This is a genomic window from Aneurinibacillus thermoaerophilus (assembly GCF_900099925.1).
GTDB lineage: Bacteria > Bacillota > Bacilli > Aneurinibacillales > Aneurinibacillaceae > Aneurinibacillus > Aneurinibacillus thermoaerophilus.
This window is the reverse complement of sequence record NZ_FNDE01000012.1, coordinates 43,328-66,082: the sequence shown is the minus strand read 5'-3', so window position 1 is coordinate 66,082 and position 22,755 is coordinate 43,328. Positions and strand designations below refer to the sequence as shown.

Genomic DNA, 22,755 nt, shown 5'->3' with positions numbered 1-22,755 from the left:
CAGAAGGCTTCGAAGAGGTGAGCATTTAATGTCGCAAGGACGTAGAAAAGACAAGGTGATTTTGTTTCCAGGTCTTGTGGAAAGAAAAATTGAGCAGGCGAGGGAAGCCCTTGAGCGCGGACAGCATGATGAAGCGCTTGAATACGCCCAGTCGATTCTTCGATTTGATCCGTATCATTCTGAAGCTTTGCAGACAAGCGCTGAGATATTGATGCGAATCGGACAATACGATGAAGCGCTTCAGTATGCGGAGAGAATGTGGAAACAGAAGCGTGGAGACACGATTCATGCATTTCGTATTTATCTTGCTATCCTTTTAAAAATGGAGGATTTTGCAGGTGTTAGGGAATTATTGGAATCTGCAACAGAGATGAAGGAGCTTGCGCCTTTTCTAAGTGAGATTGAGGCGTTGCACAAGATGCTTCAGGCTGAAAAGACGAATGAAGAAGAGATGACTGACAGGGAATATTTTACACGAAGAACGGTTCTGCGGAAGACAGAAGTAAATCCAGAGTATATATCTCGACTTTATGAAAAGCTGGAAGATGGCACTTTTGAAGAACAGTTAGGAGCAATTGAACAGTTAAAGCACATTTCTTCTCCGGAAATCGTAGCAGCTTTAAAAGAATATTTAATGCTTGTATATCCGGATCCCATTTTAAAAACGTTCGCGTTACGGGCGTTGAAACAGATGGGAGAAACCGGCCCAGTTTTCCTCTACAAATTCGGGGAAAAGTTTGATGTTCTTATTGAGGAAGTGCCGCTATGTGATGAAGAGCTGCCAGCGGAGGAACGACAGGTGCTTACATGTTTGTTTCGTATCGCGCATCATCAGGCGCCTTCTTTTCTATCATTTGCTTTCCAACTTTGGCTTGAATATTTGTTCACGGTCTATCCGTTGCATCCGCAGGTCGATTCGCCGCAAGAATGGGCCGCGGCGCTTCATTATAGTGTGGCCAGACTTTTGGCTACGGCACAGAACGAACAGGAAGTTGCCGAATTGTATAATGTTCCCTCTTTTACTATCAGGCAGCGTTATCAGGTATTAGCGGAAGTGTTGAACTTGGATTCACGTTGTTTGGATAGATGACAAAAACGAGCGAATAGAAAGTTGAAAAGAGATTTGATTATGATATAATGAAGTGGTTATAATGGCAGATGTAGTAACATACATAGTGTGTATTTTCGCAATAGCACTTGTATTGGTTATAGATTTTTAGGAGGGGAAAGTTTAAATGAAGGCAACTTGGGAAAAGTTAGAGAATAACCAGGGCGTGCTCACTGTCGAAGTGGAAGAAGCCCGTGTAGACAAAGCGATCGACCAAGCATTTGTGAAAGTCGTGAAAAAAGTAAATGTTCCCGGATTCCGTAAAGGTAAAGTGCCTCGCAAGATTTTTGAAGCGCGTTTCGGGGTAGAGTCTTTATATCAAGACGCTCTTGATATTATTCTTCCTGAAGCATATACCGAAGCGGTGCAGGAAACGGGTATCGAGCCAGTTGACCGTCCGGAAGTGGATATACAGCAAATTGCCAAAGGCCAGCCTTTGATTTTCAAAGCGACCGTAACGGTTAAGCCGGAGGTAAAACTGGGTGAATACAAAGGTCTAACAGTAGAAGAAAAAGACTTCTCTGTGACCGATGAAATGGTAGAAGAGGAACTTAAGAACATGCAGAACCGCAGCGCCGAGCTTGTTGTTCTGGAAGATGATGCAACGATTGAAAAAGGCGACTATGCCATTATCGACTTTAAAGGTTTCGTGGATGGCGAAGCGTTCGAGGGTGGTGAAGCTGATAACTATCAGCTTGAAATCGGTTCTGGAACCTTCATCCCTGGATTTGAAGACCAGGTTATCGGCATGAAAAAAGGCGAAGAAAAAGATATCAACGTCACGTTCCCGGAAGAATACCATGCAAAAGAATTAGCCGGTAAGCCTGCCGTATTCAAAGTGAAAGTAAACGAAATCAAGCGCAAGAACCTGCCTGAGCTTGATGATGAATTCGCAAAAGACGTGAGCGAATTTGATACGTTGGAAGAATTGAAAGCCGATATCAAGAATAAACTTGAAGAAAAAGCAAAAATTGACGCCGAAAACTACAAAAAAGAAGCTCTGATTGAAAAAGCGACAGAAAATGCGGAAATCGATCTGCCGGAAGTGATGGTAGAGCATGAAGTGAATCACATGGTGAATGACTTTGCGCAACGCCTTCAATTCCAAGGCATGAACCTGGATCTGTACTATCAATTTACAGGTCTTGACGAAGAAAAGCTCCGCGAACAGTTTCAGCCGGATGCTGAAAAGCGCGTGCGCACGACATTAGTGCTTGAAGCGATTGGAAAGGCTGAGAACGTGGAAGTAACGGATGAAGACGTGAATAAAGAACTGGAAGAGCTGTCCGAGCAATACAATCGTCCGGTTGAAGAGCTGCGCAAAATCTTTGAAGCACGTGACAACTTGGAAAGCCTCAAAAACGATATCCGCATACGCAAAACCATCGATCTGCTTGTCGAGAGCAGCAAATGATGTCATAATATAACAACAACCAGAAACAAGGCACGAATTTTCGTGCCTTGTTTTTCAAAACCATAATACATAATGAGTGTTGAAGGGAGGATTGCTCGCTATGAGTGTTATACCTTATGTTGTGGAAAGTACAAACAGGGGAGAACGTGCGTATGATATTTATTCCCGCTTATTGAAAGACCGCATTGTTATGCTCGGCTCTGAAATTGATGACCAGGTGGCGAATGCGGTGGTGGCGCAGCTTTTATTTTTAGCTGCTGAGGATCCGGACAAGGACATACACTTATACATAAATTCTCCCGGAGGCTCGATTACAGCGGGTATGGCGATTTACGATACCATGCAATATATTAAACCGGATGTATCAACCATTTGCATCGGCCTGGCTGCTAGCATGGGTTCGTTCCTGTTGATGGCCGGGGCTAAGGGTAAGCGGTTCGCGCTGCCGCACAGCGAAGTTATGATTCACCAGCCGCTCGGCGGAATCCGCGGGCAGGCAGCGGACATTAAAATCCATGCGGACTGGATTTTAAAGACGAAAGAAAAGATAAATAAAATTTATGCGCAGCGAACAGGCCAGCCGCTTGAAAAAATCGAGCGCGACACGGACCGCGATTTTTTTATGTCTGCCCTTGAAGCGAAGGAATACGGGTTAATTGACGAAGTCATCACTCGTAGGGATTAAAAGTAAGGGGTGATTTCATGTTTAAATTCAACGATGAAAAAGGTCAACTTAAGTGCTCGTTCTGTGGAAAATCTCAGGAGCAAGTCCGTAAGCTTGTGGCTGGCCCTGGAGTATATATTTGCGATGAATGCATCGAGTTGTGTACGGAAATTGTGGAAGAGGAATTGGGTACAGAGGAAGAAATTGACCTGAAAGAAATTCCGAAACCGCATGAAATTCGAGCTTTTCTCGATGATTATGTTATCGGTCAGGACGAGGCGAAGAAGTCGTTATCCGTCGCTGTTTACAACCATTATAAGAGAATCAATACCGGTGCAAAGATTGACGATGTAGAGTTGGCAAAAAGCAATATTTTGATGCTTGGACCTACGGGAAGCGGAAAGACGTTGCTGGCCCAGACGATGGCCCGCATTTTGAACGTACCATTCGCAATTGCGGACGCAACCTCCCTTACGGAAGCTGGATATGTAGGCGAAGACGTTGAAAATATTCTTCTCAAGCTTATTCAGGCAGCGGATTATGATGTGGAAAAAGCGGAACGCGGCATTATTTACATTGACGAAATTGACAAGGTAGCGCGCAAATCCGAGAATCCATCCATTACCCGCGATGTTTCTGGGGAAGGTGTACAGCAGGCATTGCTGAAAATTCTTGAAGGGACGGTGGCTAGCGTGCCGCCGCAGGGCGGGCGCAAGCATCCGCACCAAGAATTTATTCAAATTGATACTTCGAACATCTTGTTCATTGTAGGCGGCGCGTTTGACGGTATCGAATCCATTATTAAGCGTCGTGTCGGTAAAAAGGTTATCGGATTCGGGGCAGAAACTGACTCGAACAAAAAAGATTTAAAATCCGGCGAAATCCTGAAGCAAGTACTCCCGGAAGATTTGCTGAAATTTGGTTTGATTCCGGAATTTGTCGGTCGTCTGCCGGTAATTACTACGCTTGATCCGCTGGATGAAGATGCTTTGGTTCGCATTTTAACCGAACCAAAAAATGCTCTTGTCAAGCAATATCAAAAATTACTTGAAATGGATAATGCCGAATTGGTGTTTACGGAAGGTGCGCTTCGCGAAATTGCGAAAGAAGCAATTAAGCGCAATACAGGCGCGCGTGGTCTGCGTTCCATCATTGAAAGTATCATGCTTGATATCATGTTTGATATCCCGTCCCGCGATGATATTGTTAAGTGCGTGATCACGGAAGAGACCGTCAAACAAAAAGGCAACCCTGAATTGTATACCAAACAGGGTAAACTCATCACGGACAGCAAACCAGAAAGCGCGTAAATGTAGTAAAAGTTGAAAAAAGACGTCGGAATTTTTTCCGGCGTCTTTTTTTTTGGGAAGATGTAATCCAAAAGCAGAAGATATGTCCCGTATTTGCTTTTCGTTTATTCCCTCTCCTTATAGGCAATAATACACCTAGATAACACGGGGCGTTGGAATTCTTGACTTTATACATAGGAGGGACATATGAACTGGACACTTATACTAACATTGATTCAAGTTTTTTTCGCTGTGATTATCGGCATGTATTTCATGAGCTTGCTCAAAAATCAGCGCAGTAGCCGAACCTATGTAGATCGGGAATCGAGAAAAGAAATGGAGCAGCTTCGCAGGATGCGTTCCATTTCTCTTTCTGAACCGCTTGCTGAAAAGACGCGTCCGGCTACGCTAAGCGACATCATTGGTCAGGAGGATGGTCTTCGTGCTTTACGTGCTGCGCTATGCGGCCCGAATCCGCAACACGTTATCATCTATGGTCCTCCTGGGGTCGGCAAAACGGCGGCAGCCCGCGTCATCTTAGAAGAGGCAAAAAAACAGTCTTCTTCTCCGTTTAAAGAAGATGCACAGTTTACGGAAATTGATGCTACAACTGCGCGCTTTGACGAGAGGGGGATTGCTGATCCGCTCATCGGTTCGGTGCATGACCCGATTTACCAAGGCGCGGGCGCCATGGGACAGGCAGGCATTCCGCAACCGAAGCCGGGCGCGGTTACGAAGGCGCATGGTGGGATTTTATTCATAGACGAAATTGGGGAACTTCATCCTGTGCAACTTAATAAATTGTTGAAAGTGCTCGAGGATCGCAAAGTGTTTCTTGAGAGCGCCTATTATAGCGAAGAAAATCAGCAAATCCCTAAACATATTCATGATATTTTTCAGAATGGCCTTCCTGCTGATTTCCGGCTTGTAGGAGCGACAACGCGCACGCCGGATGAACTTCCCCCTGCGCTTCGTTCGCGTTGCTTGGAGATTTTCTTCCGTCCGCTTGTTCCTTCAGAAATTTATACAATCGCAAAAAATGCGGTGGAAAAAATGAAAATGGAAGCGGAAGAAGGAGCGATTGAGTTTTTGACCCGCTATGCTACGAACGGCCGCGAGGCGGTCAATATGATGCAAATCGCTGCTGGAATCGCTATTACGGAACAGCGACAAAAAATTACGAAAGCGGATATCGAATGGGTTGTCAACAGCAGTCAAAAATCCCCACGTCCAGACAAGAAAGTGTTGGGAGGAGCGTACGTCGGACTTGTGAACGGTTTAGCCGTCTACGGACCGAACATGGGCGCTTTATTAGAAATTGAAGTAACGGCCGCGAAAGCTACGGCCCCTGGAATGGGCACGATCACAATTACGGGGGTTGTCGATGAAGAAGAGGTAGGAGGTAGAGGAAGAACGCTGCGTCGTAAGTCAATGGCGCGCAGTTCGCTTGAAAATGTGCTGACCGTTCTTCGGTTGCAGGGAATAGATACATTGGGTTATACGTTGCACGTTAACTTTCCAGGCGGCGTTCCGATTGATGGCCCTTCAGCTGGAATTGCGATGGCAACCGCTATTTATTCTGCGATCACAAAACAGCCGGTGGATAACTACGTCGCTATGACAGGGGAGTTAAGCATTCATGGTACAGTCAAGCCGATTGGGGGCGTGGTTGCTAAAGTGGAAGCAGCCCGCCTGGCTGGCGTCAAAAAAGTGCTGGTGCCGAAAGAGAACTGGCAGGATATTTTTGCGCAGATGGAAGGTATCGAGGTTGTAGCAGTAGAAAAGCTGGATGAAGTGCTGCGCTATGCAATTGTACCACAAAACGAGACGGCGTCCCAGACACTTGAAACCGTTCTGCGCCATACGGGTGAAATGCTCAATCCATCTCCCACCTCCATTTGACGTAGTTTATGTTGCTCTAGGGTTAGACAACCAATAGCAGTTAAGCTAAAATGAAGTGAAGAAAACCTTGTATTGGTACTCATTTCATGCCGAAGGTACAGGGATTTGGAGGTAGAAAAGATGGGAACAAACGAAAAAGAGAGACGAATCCCTCTTCTCCCGTTGCGAGGATTGCTGGTGTTTCCCGGCATGGTTCTACACCTTGATGTAGGCCGTCCCAAGTCTGTGAAAGCGCTGGAAAAAGCAATGGTCGACGATAATCTTGTTCTTCTTTCTACACAGGAAGAAGTGCACATTGAGGAACCTGAAAAAGAGCAGATCTTTACCATCGGAACTGTAGTACGAGTAAAGCAAATGCTCAAATTGCCAAATGGAACCATTCGCGTGCTTGTGGAAGGGGTCAGCCGCGCAAAAATAGAGAATTATGTTCAAGAAGATGAGTATTTTGAAGTTCAGATTTCATATCTGGAAGAAGATCAGACAATTACCCCCGAAATTGAAGCATTAATGCGAACCGTGCTTGCCAACTTTGAGCAGTATGTCAACTTATCGAAGAAGATTATTCCGGAGACATTCGCTTCTGTTGCTGATATTAACGAACCCGGCCGTTTAGCGGATATCATTATATCCCACCTTCCGCTTAAAATTCGTGACAAGCAGGATATACTGGAAACCGTGTCGGTGAAGGAGCGCTTAGAAAAGCTGCTTACTATCCTGAATAATGAACGTGAAGTGCTGGAACTGGAGCGGAAAATCGGGCAACGCGTGAAAAAACAGATGGAAAGAACGCAGAAAGAATACTATCTGCGTGAGCAAATGAAGGCCATTCAAAAAGAACTGGGTGAAAAAGAAGGGCGCGCTGGCGAAGTGGAGGAACTGCGCAAGAAATTAGCAGAAGCGAATCCGCCTGCTAATATTGTTGAGAAGGTGGAACGCGAACTGGAACGCCTAGAGAAAACCCCGCCGACAAGCGCCGAAGGCAACGTAATTCGCACATATATCGAATGGTTGATTTCTCTACCGTGGACTAAACGGACGGAAGATAATCTCGACTTGCAGCATGCAGAAAAGGTATTGGATGAAGACCATTTTGGGTTGGAGAAAGCGAAAGAACGCGTACTTGAATATCTAGCTGTGCAAAAGCTTGTAAACAAGCTGAAAGGTCCCATTTTGTGCTTGGTTGGGCCGCCGGGTGTTGGTAAAACGTCGCTGGCTCGCTCCGTAGCCCGGGCACTTAACCGCAAGTTTGTCCGTATTTCCCTTGGTGGAGTTCGCGACGAAGCGGAAATTCGTGGCCATCGCCGTACGTACGTAGGCGCAATGCCAGGCCGCATTATTCAAGGAATGAAGACAGCAGGCACGATGAATCCTGTATTTTTGCTTGATGAAATCGATAAGATGTCCATAGACTTTCGTGGCGATCCGGGGGCAGCGTTGCTGGAGGTGCTTGATCCAAACCAGAATGACACGTTTAGTGATCACTATATTGAAGAGCCATATGATCTGTCGTCCGTTATGTTCATCACGACGGCAAACGCGGTACATACAATTCCGCGCCCGTTGCTTGACCGTATGGAGGTTCTGTACATTCCAGGGTATACGGAAGTCGAGAAACTGAAAATTTGCCAGAACTATTTGTTGCCGAAACAGATGAAAGAGCATGGGCTTGGGCGTGATCGTCTACAGGTGCAGGAAGAAGCGCTGCTTAAAGTCATCCGCCAGTATACGCGGGAAGCGGGCGTACGTAATTTGAATCGGATGATGGAAACGATTTGTCGTAAAGCGGCCCGCATGATCGTCTCAGGCGTGAAAAAGCGTGTCGTTGTAACCGTGAAAACGTTGGAGGATATGCTGGGCAAACCGAGGTTCCGCTACGGCCTTGCCGAGACAGAAGATCAAGTAGGAGCGGTTACCGGGTTGGCCTGGACGGAGGCCGGTGGCGATACGCTCACTATTGAAGTTTCGGTCGTGCCCGGTAAGGGGAAGCTGATGTTAACCGGCCAGTTAGGTGATGTGATGAAAGAGTCGGCACAGGCAGCGTTCAGTTATATTCGTTCCCGATCCGGCGAATTAAATATTGATCCTGATTTCCATGAAAAGTCTGATATTCACATTCACGTTCCAGAAGGTGCGATTCCAAAGGACGGTCCGTCCGCCGGAATCACGATAGCGACAGCGCTTGTGTCTGCGCTCAGCGGTGTGCCGGTTTCCCGTGAGGTTGGCATGACGGGGGAGATTACGCTGAGAGGTCGTGTGTTGCCAATCGGAGGACTAAAAGAGAAAGCGTTAGCTGCCCATCGCGCGGGATTAAAAAAAGTGATTTTGCCCAAAGATAATGAGAAGGATATTGAAGAAATTCCGGAGAGTGTTCGTCAGGATTTAAAATTTATTCCGGTTGAACATCTTGACCAAGTGCTCGATGTGGCGCTTCTGAAGGCGGCGAAAGCATGAAAGTGACACAGGCTGAATTCGTGATCAGCGCGGTTTCTCCCAAGCAATATCCCCAAGGTTCCCTGCCGGAACTCGCTCTGGCAGGGCGTTCTAATGTGGGAAAATCTTCGTTTATTAACAAAATGGCAAACAGAAAAAATCTGGCTCGAACATCTTCTAAACCGGGAAAAACACAAACATTGAACTATTACTTGATTAATAAAGCGTTGTATTTTGTTGATTTGCCAGGGTATGGCTATGCGAAAGTCTCCAAAGCAGAAAAAGCAAAATGGGGACGGATGATGGAGGAATACTTTCAAACAAGACAGCAGTTAAAGGCTGTTATTCACGTTGTCGACATCCGGCACAAGCCGACGAAGGATGATCAAGAAATGTTTTCCTATCTGAAACATTATGAGATTCCGGTTATCGTTGTCGCAACTAAAACCGACAAAATTCCGCGTGGCAAGTGGCAGAAGCATGCGAAAGAGATTCGTGTGATACTTGGAATGGAGAAAGAAGACACGCTTATTCTTTTCTCTGCTGAAACCGGACAGGGCAAAGAGGAAGCATGGACGGCCATTTGGAAAAAAATTCGTGACGGTTCAAGCGAAAAAGAAGAGGGAATATAAAAGCAGTGAAAAACTCGCGGGTGCGCTCCGCGAGTTTTTCTTATTCTTAATATGAAGTGTTTCGTTTTTTTATCCAACTGGTTAATTGTTCGGTTTGCAGTTCCGAAAGAATCATGCCAGTAAAGATGAAAAGACAGCCAATAAGCGCTCGTCCGCCGAGAATTTCGCCATTGAATAAGTAGGCGGTTATAGCAGCAAATACGGGCTCCATTGCATAAATGAGTGCGACGCGGGTTGTAGTCGTAAATCGCTGACATTCTGTTTGTGCCAGAAACGCCAGCGCGGTGGCTGGAATGGCTGTAATAAGCAGTGCCCAGTATATGGAAGGGAGCGTTAGCGTTTCCCATGTTAGCGAGCTTTGCCAGTCTTCGAAAAAGAAAGCCGCTCCTCCGCTTAATACAGCTACAGTAAGAATTTGCACGAACGCAAGCGCCAAGGAAGGAAAATGCGGCGCGTAGCGGCCGGTGAAAATAATTTGCAACGCGAAGCAAATGGCACACATAAATACGAGCAGGTCTCCCTGGTTAATGGAAAATGTATCGCCCAATGTTAAAAGATAAAGGCCAGCTGTGGCTAGGAGCGCCCCGATGATAGCAGGCATTCTTGGCCGTTGTTTTAAGATCAGAAGCGCAAATACAGGTACAAGTACAACGGACAAACCTGTTATAAAACCAGCTTTAGAAGAGGTCGTATATAACAGGCCGATCGTTTGAAAGGCATATCCTGAGAACAGCCAAGCGCCAAGAATTACGCCAGCCCGTATTAACTTGCCGTTTATCTGGCGCAACTGGGGCCGATAAAAAAGCAACAAAAATAAAAGCAAAAAGATTGAAGCAAGAAAAAAGCGTATGCCGTTAAATGTAAGAGGTGGCAACTTGGCTATTGCGTTTTGCACGACAACAAAGGTCGCTCCCCAAACAAGGGCGACAAGCAATAAAATTCCATCCGCAATTATAGACTTTTTCAACACGCTCACATCCTTCATCCCCTATGATACAGCTCTTTCTAGATATATACAAATAATCTTTATTATACCTGAATTATGTATAGAATAAATAAGGAGAACTTTCTGTAAATATGCATCGTGTCGGTTCGTTTAATTGGGAAGGTAATGCGAGTCTTCACAAAACATTTACAAAACTTCAACATTTTTTTATTACAATAACCAGTAGAACATGAAAAGAAGCGATAAGGTTGTGTGCGGATGGGAAAATATAGTGCCGTTATCGACATGGGCTCTAACTCTGTGAGGCTTGTTATTTATTACGAAGCCGCTGGAGGCGCGGTCTATGAAGTTGATAATATTAAGAATACGATTCGTTTAGGCGCTTTTTTGGATGAAAATAACGATATTACTGAACAGGGGATTCAAGAAGCGATTCGCGTTCTTCGACAATATCGTCAACTTTGTCAGGCACGTGAGGTATCTGCGGTAACAGGCGTCGCTACCGCAGCCGTACGCAATGCGCGGAACTGTGAAGCGTTTCTTGAGCAAATTTATCAAGAAACAGGTTTTACATTGCGCGTGCTTTCAGGGGAAGAAGAAGCGTATTACGGATATTTGGCGGTGGTTAATACAATGAACATCACCGAAGCGTTGACAGTGGATATCGGTGGTGCAAGTTCGGAATTGGTTAAAATCTCCGGTCGGAAGCTCGCGGAAAGCCATAGCTTTCCGTTTGGAGCGGTTACGTTAACGAGGCGCTTTTTTGGTCATTTTTCCCCAACTGAGGCGGAAATAGCAGCGATGGAGGAGTATTTGCGGAAAGAATTTTCCGCTTACCCATGGATAAAGGAAAAAAAATATCCTCTCATCGGTATAGGAGGTACAGTACGAAACCTTGGAAAAGTGCATCAAAAAATGACACGTTATCCGTTTCCCGGTCTTCATTATTACCAGATGAAGAAGTACCAGGTTGATTCAGTCTACCATTATCTAAGAGAACTTTCTCCAGCGCAGATGCAGAATGTAGAGGGATTGTCGAAGGAAAGAGCCGACATTATTGTCGCTGGTATCTCTATTATTAAAATTTTGTTGGAATATATAGGTACGAGTAAGTTTATTATCAGTAATAAAGGTCTTAGAGACGGCGTTTATATGGAAGCGCGTCTTCAAGCAAGGAACTTGCCTTTAATTGAAGATGTGGTTGAAGAAGGGGTAGCCATGTTTATGGCTAATTACAACGTTAACGTCTTACATGCCCGGCATGTGGACAGTGTGTGTCGCACAATGTTTGACCAGCTTGCCCGCCAGGGACTTCATATCTACGGCGAGGAAGAGCGGCGGCTGTTGAGTGTTGCTGCCCGATTGCATGATATCGGTCGTATGATTAATCTTGGTGAATGGCAGCAACATACCTTTTACTTACTTATGCATGTATTGTTGCCGGGTCTGACCCACAGAGAACAGCTTCTCACTGCGCTCATTGCTTCTTATAAAGGGGCAAAACGGCTACAGAGACTTGTCGCACCTTATGAATCGCTCGTTTCTGAAGCTGATTTGCAAATGGTGGAACAACTTGGACTGCTTTTGCTTATGGCCCGTGCGCTCGACCGTACGGAAAGCCAGCAGGTATCCAATGTTAAGCTTACGCGGGAAGGAAAGTGTGTGATACTGCGATGTCAAGGGGTGGATGAACGTTCGCTGGAAGCGCAAACACTTGAAGAACATAGGAAGAAATTTAAAAAGCAATTTGGAATTCCGCTTCATGTGAAGTGGGCAAAAACACCATGAGAAAAATCATTAATTAAAGAAGAGGTATCAGATTATGGGGCAAGGAAGAAAAAGTCTTGAAAATAAAAGAGGTGATACGATCGATTTTGATTGCACGGAATACTATATTAACCGTGAACTAAGCTGGCTCGCCTTTAATCATCGCGTGCTGGAAGAAGCGGAAGATGAAAAAAATCCGTTGCTGGAGCGTCTTAAGTTTCTGGCGATTACAAGCTCAAATCTGGATGAATTTTTTATGATCCGGGTCGGCTCAATGAAAGACCAGGAAAAGCACGGAATTACGACCCCGGATAACAAATCTGGCATGACCCCTCGCCAGCAACTGGAAGCCGTTTCACGGGAGGCGCACAAAATGGTGGAAAAGCAGTATAGACTATTGCACGAAACGTTTATTCCGTTGCTTGCCTCTTACGGCATTTCGTTTGTAAAGCCTGAGGAGTTGACAGAAGAGCAGCACAGATTTGTGAGGACCTACTTTTATGACCGCATTTATCCGGTTTTGACCCCGATGGCGGTTGATGCAAGCCGTCCGTTCCCAATGCTTTTGAACAGAAGTGTTAATCTAGCCGTAACATTGGACAGTGAACGAGATGGAAAAAGCAAGTTGCTGTTTGCTGTGGTGCAGGTGCCTTCGGTATTGCCGCGCTATATTCAGCTGCCCAGTCCGGAAGGAATCGCGCAGTTTATTCTGCTTGAAGATGTCATTTGCCACTATGTGGATTTCCTGTTTAAGGGCAATCGTATTCTTTCAGTCAAACCGTTTCGTATTACGCGTAACGCCGATTTGACGCTTGATGAAGAAGGTACGGAGGATTTATTGAAAGAAATCCAGAAAGAATTAAAAAAGCGCAGATGGAGTTCTGCTGTGCGGCTTGAAGTAACATGTGAAATGGATGAGTACATGAAGGCAATTTTGCAAGAGTCGTTAGAAATCGAAGCGTGCGATATTTATGAAGTTGAAGGGCCGCTGGATTTAACGTTTCTAATGAAGTTTGTTCTGTCGTTACCTGGCTACAACGAATTGCGCTACCGCAGTTTACCGCCGCAGCCGCCGGCCGATTTTATCGGGGAAAATAACATCTTCGAAGCCATTGCCCATAAGGATATTCTCGTGCACCATCCGTATGAATCATTCGATCCGGTCGTCCACTTTGTTAAACAGGCGGCGGATGATCCAAATGTGTTAGCAATCAAGCAAACGCTGTACAGGGTCAGCGGGGACTCTCCCATCGTAAATGCGCTCGCGAAAGCGGCAGAGAACGGCAAGCAGGTTACGGTTCTTGTTGAACTCAAAGCGCGGTTTGACGAGGAAAACAACATCGTCTGGGCGAAGAAGTTGGAAAAAGCGGGATGCCATGTGATTTACGGATTGGTCGGGTTAAAAACTCACTGTAAAATTACGCTTATTGTGCGTCAGGAAGGGCAGAAGCTTATTCGGTACGTTCACCTTGGCACAGGCAATTATAATGATTCCACCGCGCGGCTTTACACCGATTTGGGGATGTTTACATGCAACGAACAGTTTGGTATTGATGCGTCCTATATTTTCAATCATTTGTCCGGTTATTCCAAGCCACCCAAGTAGAAAAAAATAGAGGTTGCTCCGAATGGTTTGCGCAACCGGATTTTGCAGTTGATTGACAACGAAATTGCAAAAAGCACACTGGAAAAGCCAGGACGCATTATTTTAAAAATGAATTCCCTGACCGATAAAAAGTTAATTAAAGCTTTATTCAAAGCGTCGATTGCAGGTGTGCAGATTGATATGATTGTACGGGGCATTTGTTGTCTGCGCCCTGGCATGCCGGGCATAAGCGAGAATATACGCGTGCGCAGCATTGTGGATCGGTTCCTGGAACATTCACGGGTTTTCTATTTCCAAAATGGCGGCAATGAACTGGTGTATCTATCAAGCGCAGATTGGATGACACGCAATATGGAGCGGCGTGTGGAAATTATGTTTCCGATTGAGGTGAAATCGCTCAAAGAACGTGTAAAAGATATTTTACATATATTACTTAGTGATAATGTCAAGGCAAGGACGCTGAAGCCGGACGGCACATATACGAGAGTACAGCCAAGAGAAGGGGAGCCGCATGTGCATGCCCAGTTGTATTTTCACGAACTGGCGGTAAAAAACACGAAAAAAATCCGGCAGACTCCCTATATGAAGCAATTGAAGCCAAAAACCCATGTGGAAGAAGAATGATGGATAAACAGGTGTTCCGTAGATTGACACGGGACGCCTGTTTGTTTGTGTGCGCTTTTCTGATATAATAAATGTTGGGAATATGATGCATGGAATTTAATGTGTCTCCATAAATTTTTCACATTTTGATTCAGTTTTTGATAAAGAAAGTGATATAATTAATAACATGTGAAAATAGGCGCATATTGCGGACGGATAAGGGAACAGAATAATAAATGAATTTGATGGAACGGGAAATATAAAGAGGTAGGGGTGTCAATTATGCACATTCTAACAATCGGGTTGAATTATCGCACAGCGCCAGTCGAAATCCGCGAGCGGTTTGCGTTTGCGGAACAAGACAGGCTGAAGGCGCTGACGAAACTAAAAAATACGAAAAGCATATTAGAGTGTGTAATTATTGGCACCTGTAACCGTACGGAGATTTATGGGGTCGTTGACCAGTTGCATACGGGACGCCATTTCATGAAGAATTACCTTTCTGAATGGTTTGGTGTACCGCGTGAAGAATTTATTGACCATATTTATATAAAAGAAAATGATGACGCTGTGCAGCATCTGTTTCGTGTCGCCTGTGGTTTGGATTCTATGGTATTGGGTGAGACACAAATTCTTGGACAGGTAAAGGATGCATTCCAGTTGGCGCAAACAAACGGCGCAACGGGAATTGTGTTCAACAAGCTGTTTCAGCAGGCGATTACATTGGCCAAGCGTGCCCATTCGGAGACGGACATTAATAAAAATGCTGTCTCGACGAGCTATGCGGCGATTGAATTGGGCAAAAAAGTGTTTGGTTATTTTAATGACAAGACCGTTCTTGTGCTTGGCGCGGGAAAGATGAGCGAATTAACTGCGAAGCATCTGCATGCAAATGGTGCCGCACGCGTGCTTGTGGTAAACCGCACGTACGAGCGTGCGCTGGCGCTGGCCGATAAATTTCGCGGGGTTGCCTTACCGATGGAACGGCTGGACGAGGCGCTTGTACTTGCTGATATTGTGATCAGTTCGACGGGTGCTGACGCTTATGTGGTAACGAGGCGGAACGTGGAAGCGATTATGCGAAAACGCCGTAACCGTCCGCTGTTTATGATAGATATTGCTGTGCCGCGCGATTTGGATCCGGAGATTAATGATTTGGATGGGGTTTATCTGTACGATATCGATGATTTGGAAGGAATTGTTGCGGCCAACCTGCGTGAGCGTGCGCGTGAAGCTGAGAAAATTTGCATAATGATCAACGAGGAATGGCTCGCTTTCAAATCATGGCTAAATACGCTTGGCGTGGGTCCGCTTATCGGGGCGCTGCGCGAAAAGCTGCTTGCTTACCAGCAGGAAGCGCTGCGTAATATTCAGAACAAATGTCCAGAGTTAACCGAGAAAGAAATTCGGATGATCAATAAGCAGACCCGTAGTCTGATTAACCAAATCATGCACGACCCGATCGTCCGTCTCAAGGAAATGGCAGGACAGCCGGGGGCGGATGAGGCGTTGAATATGTTTGTGAAGCTGTTTGCTCTTGAAGGTTTGTTTGAAGAGATGACACAAGCGGAGGAAGAAACAGAAGAATCGTACATTCCGCTTCGACAACGCAGAGCGCAGCAAGCTTTCTAGTTTTGCTCCTGAGGAGAGGAGTTATGTCCATTGTTTCATGAAAGCTTAATTTATGATGTCATTATCTATATTTATGCTTGCAGCATCCTGCTGTATTTTGCTGATTTTCTAAACCGCAGCCGGAAGGTAAATCGTATCGCCTTCTGGCTGCTTGCTATTGTTTGGGCGCTGCAAAGCGTCTTTTTTGTCCTTAGCATGGTTGAGAAAGAGTATTTCCCGGTACTCACACTATTTGAAACGCTCTTTTTTTATTCATGGATATTGGTCACTTTCTCCCTTGTCATCAATTATTTGTTTAGGGTGGATCTGCTGGTATTCTTCACGAATGTTCTCGGATTTTCCGTGCTGGCGCTCAACTTCTTTGCCAACAAAGAAGCGTCGCCGATGGTGGCTGAGCGCCTTACATCGGAACTGCTCTTCATTCACATCAGTCTAGCGCTCGTCTCATACGGGGCGTTCTCGCTTTCGTTTATTTTTTCGCTTATGTATCTTGTCGAGGACAGGATGCTGAAGCAAAAAATGTGGAATAAATGGTTGCAAAGGCTACCAGGACTTGGACTTCTTGATTTGTATTCATATCGACTGAACATGATAGGGGTTCCGCTTTTACTTCTGGCGCTAATTTTGGGAGCGATTTGGGCTCATCTAAAAGTGAATGCTAGCATTTGGCTTGACCCTAAAGTGCTCGTATCCGTTGCTGTGTTTATCGCTTATTCCCTTTATTTGTATCAGCGCGTGACTTACGGCTGGATGGGTCGCAAGCTGGCGTTATGGAATGCGGGAGCGTTTATGCTGATTTTGCTGAACTATTTCATTTCCGGGTCTGTCTTATCTTTTCATCAGTGGCTGTAGGAAGGGAGATATGAATAATGAGAAAAATTGTTGTAGGTTCCAGGCAAAGCGCGCTGGCGTTAACACAGACAAACTGGGTGGTTGACCGGCTAAAAAGCTTTGGTCTTCCTTTTGAATTCGAGATTAAAAAAATTGTGACAAAAGGGGACCGTATTCTTGATGTGACCCTGTCCAAAGTAGGCGGCAAAGGATTGTTTGTCAAAGAAATTGAACAGGCGCTACTTGATGGAGAGATCGATATGGCGGTTCACAGCATGAAAGATATGCCGGCCGTATTGCCGAAAGGTCTTACTATCGGCTGCGTGCCGCAACGCGTAGACGTGCGGGATGTGCTCATTAGCGAACACGGCACTCCGCTGGATAAGCTTCCGGCGGGTTCCGTTGTAGGAACAAGCAGCCTCCGGCGTGCGGCCCAATTGAAAGCGCTCCGTCCGGATCTTGTTATTGAACCGATTCGGGGCAATATTGATACCCGCATGCGTAAGCTGAAAGAAGAAAGCTTTTCGGCTATTGTTCTGGCGGCAGCTGGTCTGGAGCGGATGCAGTGGAACGGGGAAATTACCGAATTTTTCCCGGTTGAAGTGAGTCTGCCCGCAGTTGGGCAGGGAGCGCTTGCGATTGAGTGCCGCGAAGACGACACAGAACTGCTGGAATTGTTAAGTAAGCTTCATCATGAAGAAACAGCGCTTGCCGTCCGGGCGGAGCGCGCCTTTTTACGCACATTGGAAGGCGGTTGCCAGGTACCGATTGCCGCTCATGCTATTGTTACGGATGGAGCCATTTCCCTGACCGGCCTTGTGGCTGACCCGGATGGAGAGAATGTACTCAAAGAAAGTATCAAAGGTACCGATCCTGAGCAGCTTGGGGTGCAGCTTGCCAGGAAGTTAAAAGAAAAAGGCGCCGATACCATTCTGGAAAAAGTGAGTAAGGAAAACCAAGCATGAACGCTGTCCGTCCACTTGAAGGCAAGCGTATTGTCGTGACGAGAGCACGGGAACAAGCGGAAGAGTTTATCCGCAAAATCGAGCGGCTGGGTGGCGAGGCCATCGCCTGTCCGGTTATTCGGTTTGTGCCGCCTTCTGATCCTGCTCCGCTTGATCGCGCCTTGCGCGCTCTGCCCTCATTTGACTGGCTGTTTTTCACCAGTGTAAATGGGGTTGCTTTTTTCTTTCGGCGCCTTGCGGAACTCGGGTATAGCATGGACGATTTTAATGGACAGATTGCCGCCGTAGGGAAAAAGACAGCTGCCGCTCTTGCAGATAGAGGATTTTTCGTGCCGCATATTCCCGGTAAATTTACTGCCGAACATCTGGTAGAGATAATGAAGGATAAGCTAGAGCCGGGGCAAAAAGCGCTGCTGCCCCGGGCAAACATCGGCCGTGAAGTACTTCCGGAAGGACTTAGGGCGCTTGGATTGGAAGTGACAGATGCGCCCGCTTATGATACGGTAAGGGCAGAGGAAAATATTGCTCAAATGAAGAGGCAATTAAAGCAGAAGAAAGTCGACATGGTCACGTTCACCAGTCCGTCTACGGTACGCCATTTTTTAGCTGGTTTTAGCGAACAAGAGAGGCAGGAGTATCTGGCGGGAGTACATATCGGAGTTATCGGTCCTGTTACTGCGAAGGCGGTGCAGGATGCCGGACTTTCTGTCCATGTGATGGGCGACGAATACAGCATTGACGGTCTGCTGCGGGCCATTTTGAATTATACCGGGTGGTAACCCGAAGGAGGATGGAATGATGTCTTTACATTTTCAACGCCATCGCCGTCTGCGTACAACAGCCGCGATGAGGAATCTTGTCCGCGAGACGTATTTGCATACGAATGACTTTATTTATCCGTTATTTGTTGTGGAAGGCGATAATATAAAACATGAGATCTCTTCCATGCCGGGCGTGTTCCATTATTCCTTAGACCGCCTTGAAGAAGAAGTTGCTGAAGTGGTGGAGCTGGGAATTCAGTCGGTGATAGTATTTGGTGTGCCGAACCATAAAGATGAATGCGGGTCAGAGGCTTATGCGGAAAATGGTATCGTGCAGCAGGCGATTCGAAAAATTAAACAGTGGGCACCGCAACTTGTGACGATGGCCGACACTTGCCTGTGTCAGTACACTGAACATGGCCATTGCGGTGTGGTGCGCGATGGTTATGTGGATAACGACCCGAGTTTGGAATTGCTTGTAAAAACGGCGGTTTCCCAGGCGGCGGCTGGCGCTGATATGATCGCGCCTTCCAATATGATGGACGGGTTTGTTGCAGCAATTCGGCAAGGACTTGATGAAGCTGGTTTTATCAATACGCCGATTATGTCGTATGCCGTCAAATATGCTTCCCAATTCTATGGACCGTTTCGTGATGCCGCACATTCCGCGCCGCAGTTCGGCGATCGTAAAACGTACCAGATGGATCCGGCCAACCGTCGCGAAGCGCTGCGTGAGGCGGCTTCCGACGTGGCAGAAGGAGCGGATATGCTAATGGTGAAACCGGCGATGGCTTACATGGATATTATCCGTGAAGTAAAAGACAGCTTTGACCTTCCTGTGGCAGCTTACAATGTAAGCGGTGAGTATTCTATGATTAAAGCGGCGGCTTTGCGAGGCTGGGTTGATGAGAAGGCTATTACGCTTGAACTGCTCACCGGACTGAAGCGTGCTGGTGCTGATATGATTTTAACGTATTCAGCGAAAGATGCGGCCCGCTGGTTGAAGGAAATAGATAAATAATAACAGGGGGGCATGACAATGCATAAAGTGTACAACAAATCAATCGAAAGTTTCGCCGAAGCAAAAAAATATATGCCGGGCGGAGTAAATAGCCCTGTACGCGCTTTCAAATCGGTTGGCATGAACCCGGTGTATATGGAGCGTGGTGTCGGTTCAAAAATTTATGATGTGGATGGAAATGAATACATTGACTATGTATGTTCTTGGGGTCCATTGATTCTGGGGCATTGCCATCCAGCAGTGCAGGAAGCACTCAAAGAAACGCTGGAAAAAGGCACAAGTTTCGGTGCACCGACTGTGCTTGAGACGGAGATGGCCAAGCTTGTATGCGAAATCGTGCCCTCCGTGGAAGTTGTGCGTATGGTTAATTCTGGAACAGAAGCGACGATGAGCGCGCTTCGCTTGGCGCGCGGGTACACGAAGCGTGATAAAATTATGAAGTTTGAAGGATGTTATCATGGACATGGCGACAGTTTGCTTATCAAAGCCGGTTCCGGTGTAGCAACGCTAGGATTACCGGACAGTCCGGGTGTACCTGCTTCCCTGGCAGCCAACACCATTACGGTGCCGTATAATGATTTGGAAAGCGTAAAATTAGCATTTGAGCGTTTTGGACATGAATTGGCGGCTGTTATCGTCGAGCCAGTAGCGGGCAACATGGGTGTCGTTCCGGCGCTGCCGGGCTTTTTGGAGGGGCTGCGTAAACTGACAAAAGAATATGGAACGATATTAATTTTTGATGAGGTTATGACCGGATTCCGCGTGGCGTACAACTGCGGCCAGGGTCGTTTCGGCATTACGCCTGACTTAACGACGATGGGAAAAGTAATCGGCGGGGGTCTTCCGGTCGGTGCGTACGGCGGCAAGGAAGAAATCATGCGCCAAATTGCACCGGATGGTCCCGTGTATCAGGCAGGTACATTGTCGGGAAATCCGTTGGCAATGGCAGCCGGTTACGCGACATTGAAAGAACTCAGCAAGCCAGGTGTGTATGAAGAGTTAGAACGTAAGAGCGCCCGTCTGGAAGAAGGCATTGCCGCTAACGCGAAAGAACTGGGTATTCCAATCCATATCAACCGCGTTGGCTCTATGATAGGCGTCTTCTTTACCGATCAGAAAGTAATCAACTATGAAACGGCAAAAACGTCTGACCTGGATCGTTTCGCCAAATACTTCCGTCTGATGCTAGAAGAAGGCATTTCGCTACCGCCGTCACAGTTTGAAGGGATGTTTGTATCTACGGCCCACACGGACGAAGATATTGAACGGACGATTGCAGCGAACTACAATGCGTTGAAGCAACTATAATTCGATGTGCTAAATACCTGAGACCTTTTCGGTTTCGGGTATTTTTTTATATGTTTATGGCTTTCTTTCGTTTTATGATGCTGTGCGAAAACAGTATTTTGTCGTGTAAAAGTTTCCGTAGGAAATGAGCATATCCCTCTTTTTTTTTCTATATATTTTAAGGAAAGCAATTTAGAGGAGGGAGGATTTCATCAACATGCAAAACAATCGAGCCGCCATTTTGACGTTTCCGGTGCAACATTCGGTTTTTATTTCTCCTGATCAGAGTGAAATTGAACAAATTGATGAGATAGAATTGACACCTCACATTCAAATTCAGGAAACGGTGGATGAGGTTATCGTTTCAGGTTATCTGAAATTAGAAGGGAAATATGTCGGAAAACCGCCCAAATTTCCAGATATTCCATCGAATGAAAAGGAAATGCCTGTAACTGGTTACGTGGATTCTGTTGTATTTAATCCATTTGCTATGAACCCGGACGATTTTGAAGAGGAGAGTGAACGAACCACATTTATAGAAAAAATTCCGGTTCACATTTGCATTGCGCGCAGCAAAATCGAAGACATAGAGCAAATGTATGCTTCGATTTTGTCCTTTGACTATGAAATCCAATCCACACGCAAATTATCTATTATCGCCGAATTGGCATTGAACGGGGTAAAAAACGCAGGTTTCGCAAGCTCTGCCACTGAAGAAACAAAACTGTTGCAAACGAAATTTGAGTATGTTGCTTCCCATCAAGAAGCCGAAGAGACGCAAGAAAGCGAGGCATCATCCCGTCCAGCTGATGACAAAGGAGAAGAAGATTCCACGCAATCTGAGGCCACCCCTGCGATATTCATTCCAAAAGAAGAACAAGCTATAGCAGAAACGGATAAGGAAGATGATGTTGTACAGGAAACAGATGCCGCGGCTCCTCCCCAACCGACTATCCAATCAGTAAAGATGGAAGAAGGAAGAAAAGACGAGGAGATAACTGAACCATCAGTCGAAGCCAAGATGATGAAAGAACAGCCGGTTCAGGCAGAGGCGGTGAAAGCGGAAGAGCAGCCGGTTCAGGCAGAGGCGGTGAAAGCGGAAGAACAGCCGGTTCAGGCAGAGGCGGTGAAAGCGGAAGAACAGCCGATTCAGGCAGAGGCGGTGAAAGCGGAAGAACAGCCGGTTCAGGCAGAGGCGGTGAAAGCAGAAGAACAGCCGGTTCAGGCAGGGGCGGCGAAAACGGAAGAACAGTCGGTTCAGGCAGAGGCGGTAGAAAAGACTATACAAGCGAATGGAACGGAAGAAGAAGCAAGGTCACACACGCCGGAAACGAAACAACAAGAAACGGATGTACAAAGTACAGAAACAGAGGCAGAGCTTACCGAAGAGTCTGCATCCGTGACTGTGCCCGATGTTCAAAGCAAGGCGCACGACGAATGTAATGAAGAAAAAGAGAACCGCGCCGAAGAAAGAGAAGAAGCAAAAGTATCCATTACGTTGAAAGGTACAAAACGTGACCCGGTTACCGTTACGACGCCATTTTTGTCTTCTTATGGACAGCGTGGAGAAAATGAAGCAATAGAGAGAAGTGCCGAAGAGGAAGAAGCGGTTGAAGAAGTAAGGGACGAAGAAGAAGCGCCAGGGGAAGAAGAAGAAACACTAGAAGAGGACAAAAAAGGCAGCGCGTTTTATTTGATGTCGTTCATGAAGCAAAAGGAAGAGAAGTTTACTCGTTTAAAAATGTGCATTGCACAACAGGATGAAACGTTAGAGGAGATTGCGGAAAAATACAATGTAAGTGTGATAGATATCGCTCAAGCGAACGGATTGCATTCAAGCGCAACCGTAGCGAAAGGGCAAGTTCTTTACATTCCTGTTAAAGCTTAGCGGCAGAGG

18 protein-coding genes are annotated in these 22,755 nt (G+C 46.3%); 17 read left to right on the top strand and 1 reads right to left on the bottom strand.

Annotation, left to right across the window (positions count from 1 at the left end; translation table 11 throughout):
- The first annotated feature begins 28 nt into the window (after window positions 1-28).
- From BLR88_RS08300 to yihA, 7 genes are all read left to right on the top strand, one after another.
- Window positions 29-1,090, top strand: a complete 1,062-nt coding sequence (locus tag BLR88_RS08300; RefSeq protein WP_057897847.1) for a tetratricopeptide repeat protein — start codon at window positions 29-31, stop codon at window positions 1,088-1,090.
- Window positions 1,091-1,235: 145 nt separating this feature from the next.
- Complete coding sequence (gene tig / locus BLR88_RS08295; RefSeq protein WP_057897848.1) at window positions 1,236-2,522, top strand: trigger factor; 1,287 nt, start codon at window positions 1,236-1,238, stop codon at window positions 2,520-2,522.
- Between the two features lie 100 nt (window positions 2,523-2,622).
- Window positions 2,623-3,207, top strand: a complete 585-nt coding sequence (gene clpP, locus BLR88_RS08290; protein WP_057897849.1) for an ATP-dependent Clp endopeptidase proteolytic subunit ClpP — start codon at window positions 2,623-2,625, stop codon at window positions 3,205-3,207.
- 17 nt (window positions 3,208-3,224) lie between these two features.
- Window positions 3,225-4,496: an ATP-dependent protease ATP-binding subunit ClpX gene (gene clpX / locus BLR88_RS08285; RefSeq protein ID WP_057897850.1), complete on the top strand. Its 1,272-nt coding sequence runs from the start codon at window positions 3,225-3,227 to the stop codon at window positions 4,494-4,496.
- Window positions 4,497-4,682: 186 nt separating this feature from the next.
- Window positions 4,683-6,377 carry an ATP-dependent protease LonB gene (gene lonB / locus BLR88_RS08280; RefSeq protein WP_057897851.1) on the top strand — a complete coding sequence of 565 codons (1,695 nt, stop codon included), beginning with the start codon at window positions 4,683-4,685 and terminating at the stop codon, window positions 6,375-6,377.
- 120 nt (window positions 6,378-6,497) lie between these two features.
- On the top strand, window positions 6,498-8,828 hold the full coding sequence (gene lon, locus BLR88_RS08275; protein WP_057897852.1) for an endopeptidase La: 2,331 nt from the start codon (window positions 6,498-6,500) through the stop codon (window positions 8,826-8,828).
- Window positions 8,825-9,439 carry a ribosome biogenesis GTP-binding protein YihA/YsxC gene (gene yihA, locus BLR88_RS08270; protein ID WP_057897853.1) on the top strand — a complete coding sequence of 205 codons (615 nt, stop codon included), beginning with the start codon at window positions 8,825-8,827 and terminating at the stop codon, window positions 9,437-9,439. Before lon ends, yihA begins: the two co-directional genes overlap by 4 nt.
- Before the next feature lie 46 nt (window positions 9,440-9,485).
- Here yihA and BLR88_RS08265 read toward each other — a convergent pair whose 3' ends face one another.
- On the bottom strand, window positions 9,486-10,406 hold the full coding sequence (locus BLR88_RS08265) for a DMT family transporter (RefSeq protein ID WP_057900235.1): 921 nt from the start codon (window positions 10,404-10,406) through the stop codon (window positions 9,486-9,488).
- Window positions 10,407-10,643: 237 nt separating this feature from the next.
- Between BLR88_RS08265 and ppx the strand changes: the two genes are divergently transcribed.
- The 10 genes from ppx (at window position 10,644) to BLR88_RS08220 (ending at window position 22,746) form a co-directional block, all read left to right on the top strand.
- Window positions 10,644-12,173, top strand: coding sequence for an exopolyphosphatase (ppx, locus tag BLR88_RS08260; RefSeq protein ID WP_057897854.1), 1,530 nt, complete (start codon window positions 10,644-10,646; stop codon window positions 12,171-12,173).
- A gap of 34 nt (window positions 12,174-12,207) precedes the next feature.
- Entirely contained in the window at window positions 12,208-13,758 is a 1,551-nt protein-coding gene (gene ppk1 / locus BLR88_RS08255) for a polyphosphate kinase 1 (RefSeq protein ID WP_322787660.1), read from the top strand.
- A 6-nt stretch (window positions 13,759-13,764) separates the two neighbouring features.
- Complete coding sequence (locus BLR88_RS20475) at window positions 13,765-14,382, top strand: polyphosphate kinase (protein ID WP_322787661.1); 618 nt, start codon at window positions 13,765-13,767, stop codon at window positions 14,380-14,382.
- A gap of 261 nt (window positions 14,383-14,643) precedes the next feature.
- Window positions 14,644-15,993 (top strand): glutamyl-tRNA reductase, encoded by a 1,350-nt coding sequence (hemA, locus tag BLR88_RS08250; protein WP_057897856.1) that lies wholly within the window; start codon window positions 14,644-14,646, stop codon window positions 15,991-15,993.
- A gap of 30 nt (window positions 15,994-16,023) precedes the next feature.
- The gene (locus tag BLR88_RS08245; protein WP_057897857.1) at window positions 16,024-16,845 is read left to right on the top strand and encodes a cytochrome C assembly family protein; all 822 of its coding nucleotides are present in this window, start codon (window positions 16,024-16,026) and stop codon (window positions 16,843-16,845) included.
- Between the two features lie 17 nt (window positions 16,846-16,862).
- Window positions 16,863-17,789, top strand: coding sequence for a hydroxymethylbilane synthase (gene hemC / locus BLR88_RS08240; protein WP_057897858.1), 927 nt, complete (start codon window positions 16,863-16,865; stop codon window positions 17,787-17,789).
- The gene (locus tag BLR88_RS08235; RefSeq protein ID WP_057897859.1) at window positions 17,786-18,568 is read left to right on the top strand and encodes a uroporphyrinogen-III synthase; all 783 of its coding nucleotides are present in this window, start codon (window positions 17,786-17,788) and stop codon (window positions 18,566-18,568) included. Before hemC ends, BLR88_RS08235 begins: the two co-directional genes overlap by 4 nt.
- A 19-nt stretch (window positions 18,569-18,587) precedes the next feature.
- Window positions 18,588-19,571 carry a porphobilinogen synthase gene (hemB, locus tag BLR88_RS08230; RefSeq protein WP_057897860.1) on the top strand — a complete coding sequence of 328 codons (984 nt, stop codon included), beginning with the start codon at window positions 18,588-18,590 and terminating at the stop codon, window positions 19,569-19,571.
- A gap of 18 nt (window positions 19,572-19,589) precedes the next feature.
- A complete protein-coding gene (gene hemL, locus BLR88_RS08225) occupies window positions 19,590-20,879 on the top strand; it encodes a glutamate-1-semialdehyde 2,1-aminomutase (RefSeq protein WP_057897861.1) in 1,290 nt (429 codons plus the stop codon).
- 196 nt (window positions 20,880-21,075) lie between these two features.
- Window positions 21,076-22,746, top strand: coding sequence for a LysM peptidoglycan-binding domain-containing protein (locus BLR88_RS08220; protein ID WP_091260420.1), 1,671 nt, complete (start codon window positions 21,076-21,078; stop codon window positions 22,744-22,746).
- Window positions 22,747-22,755 lie beyond the last annotated feature (9 nt).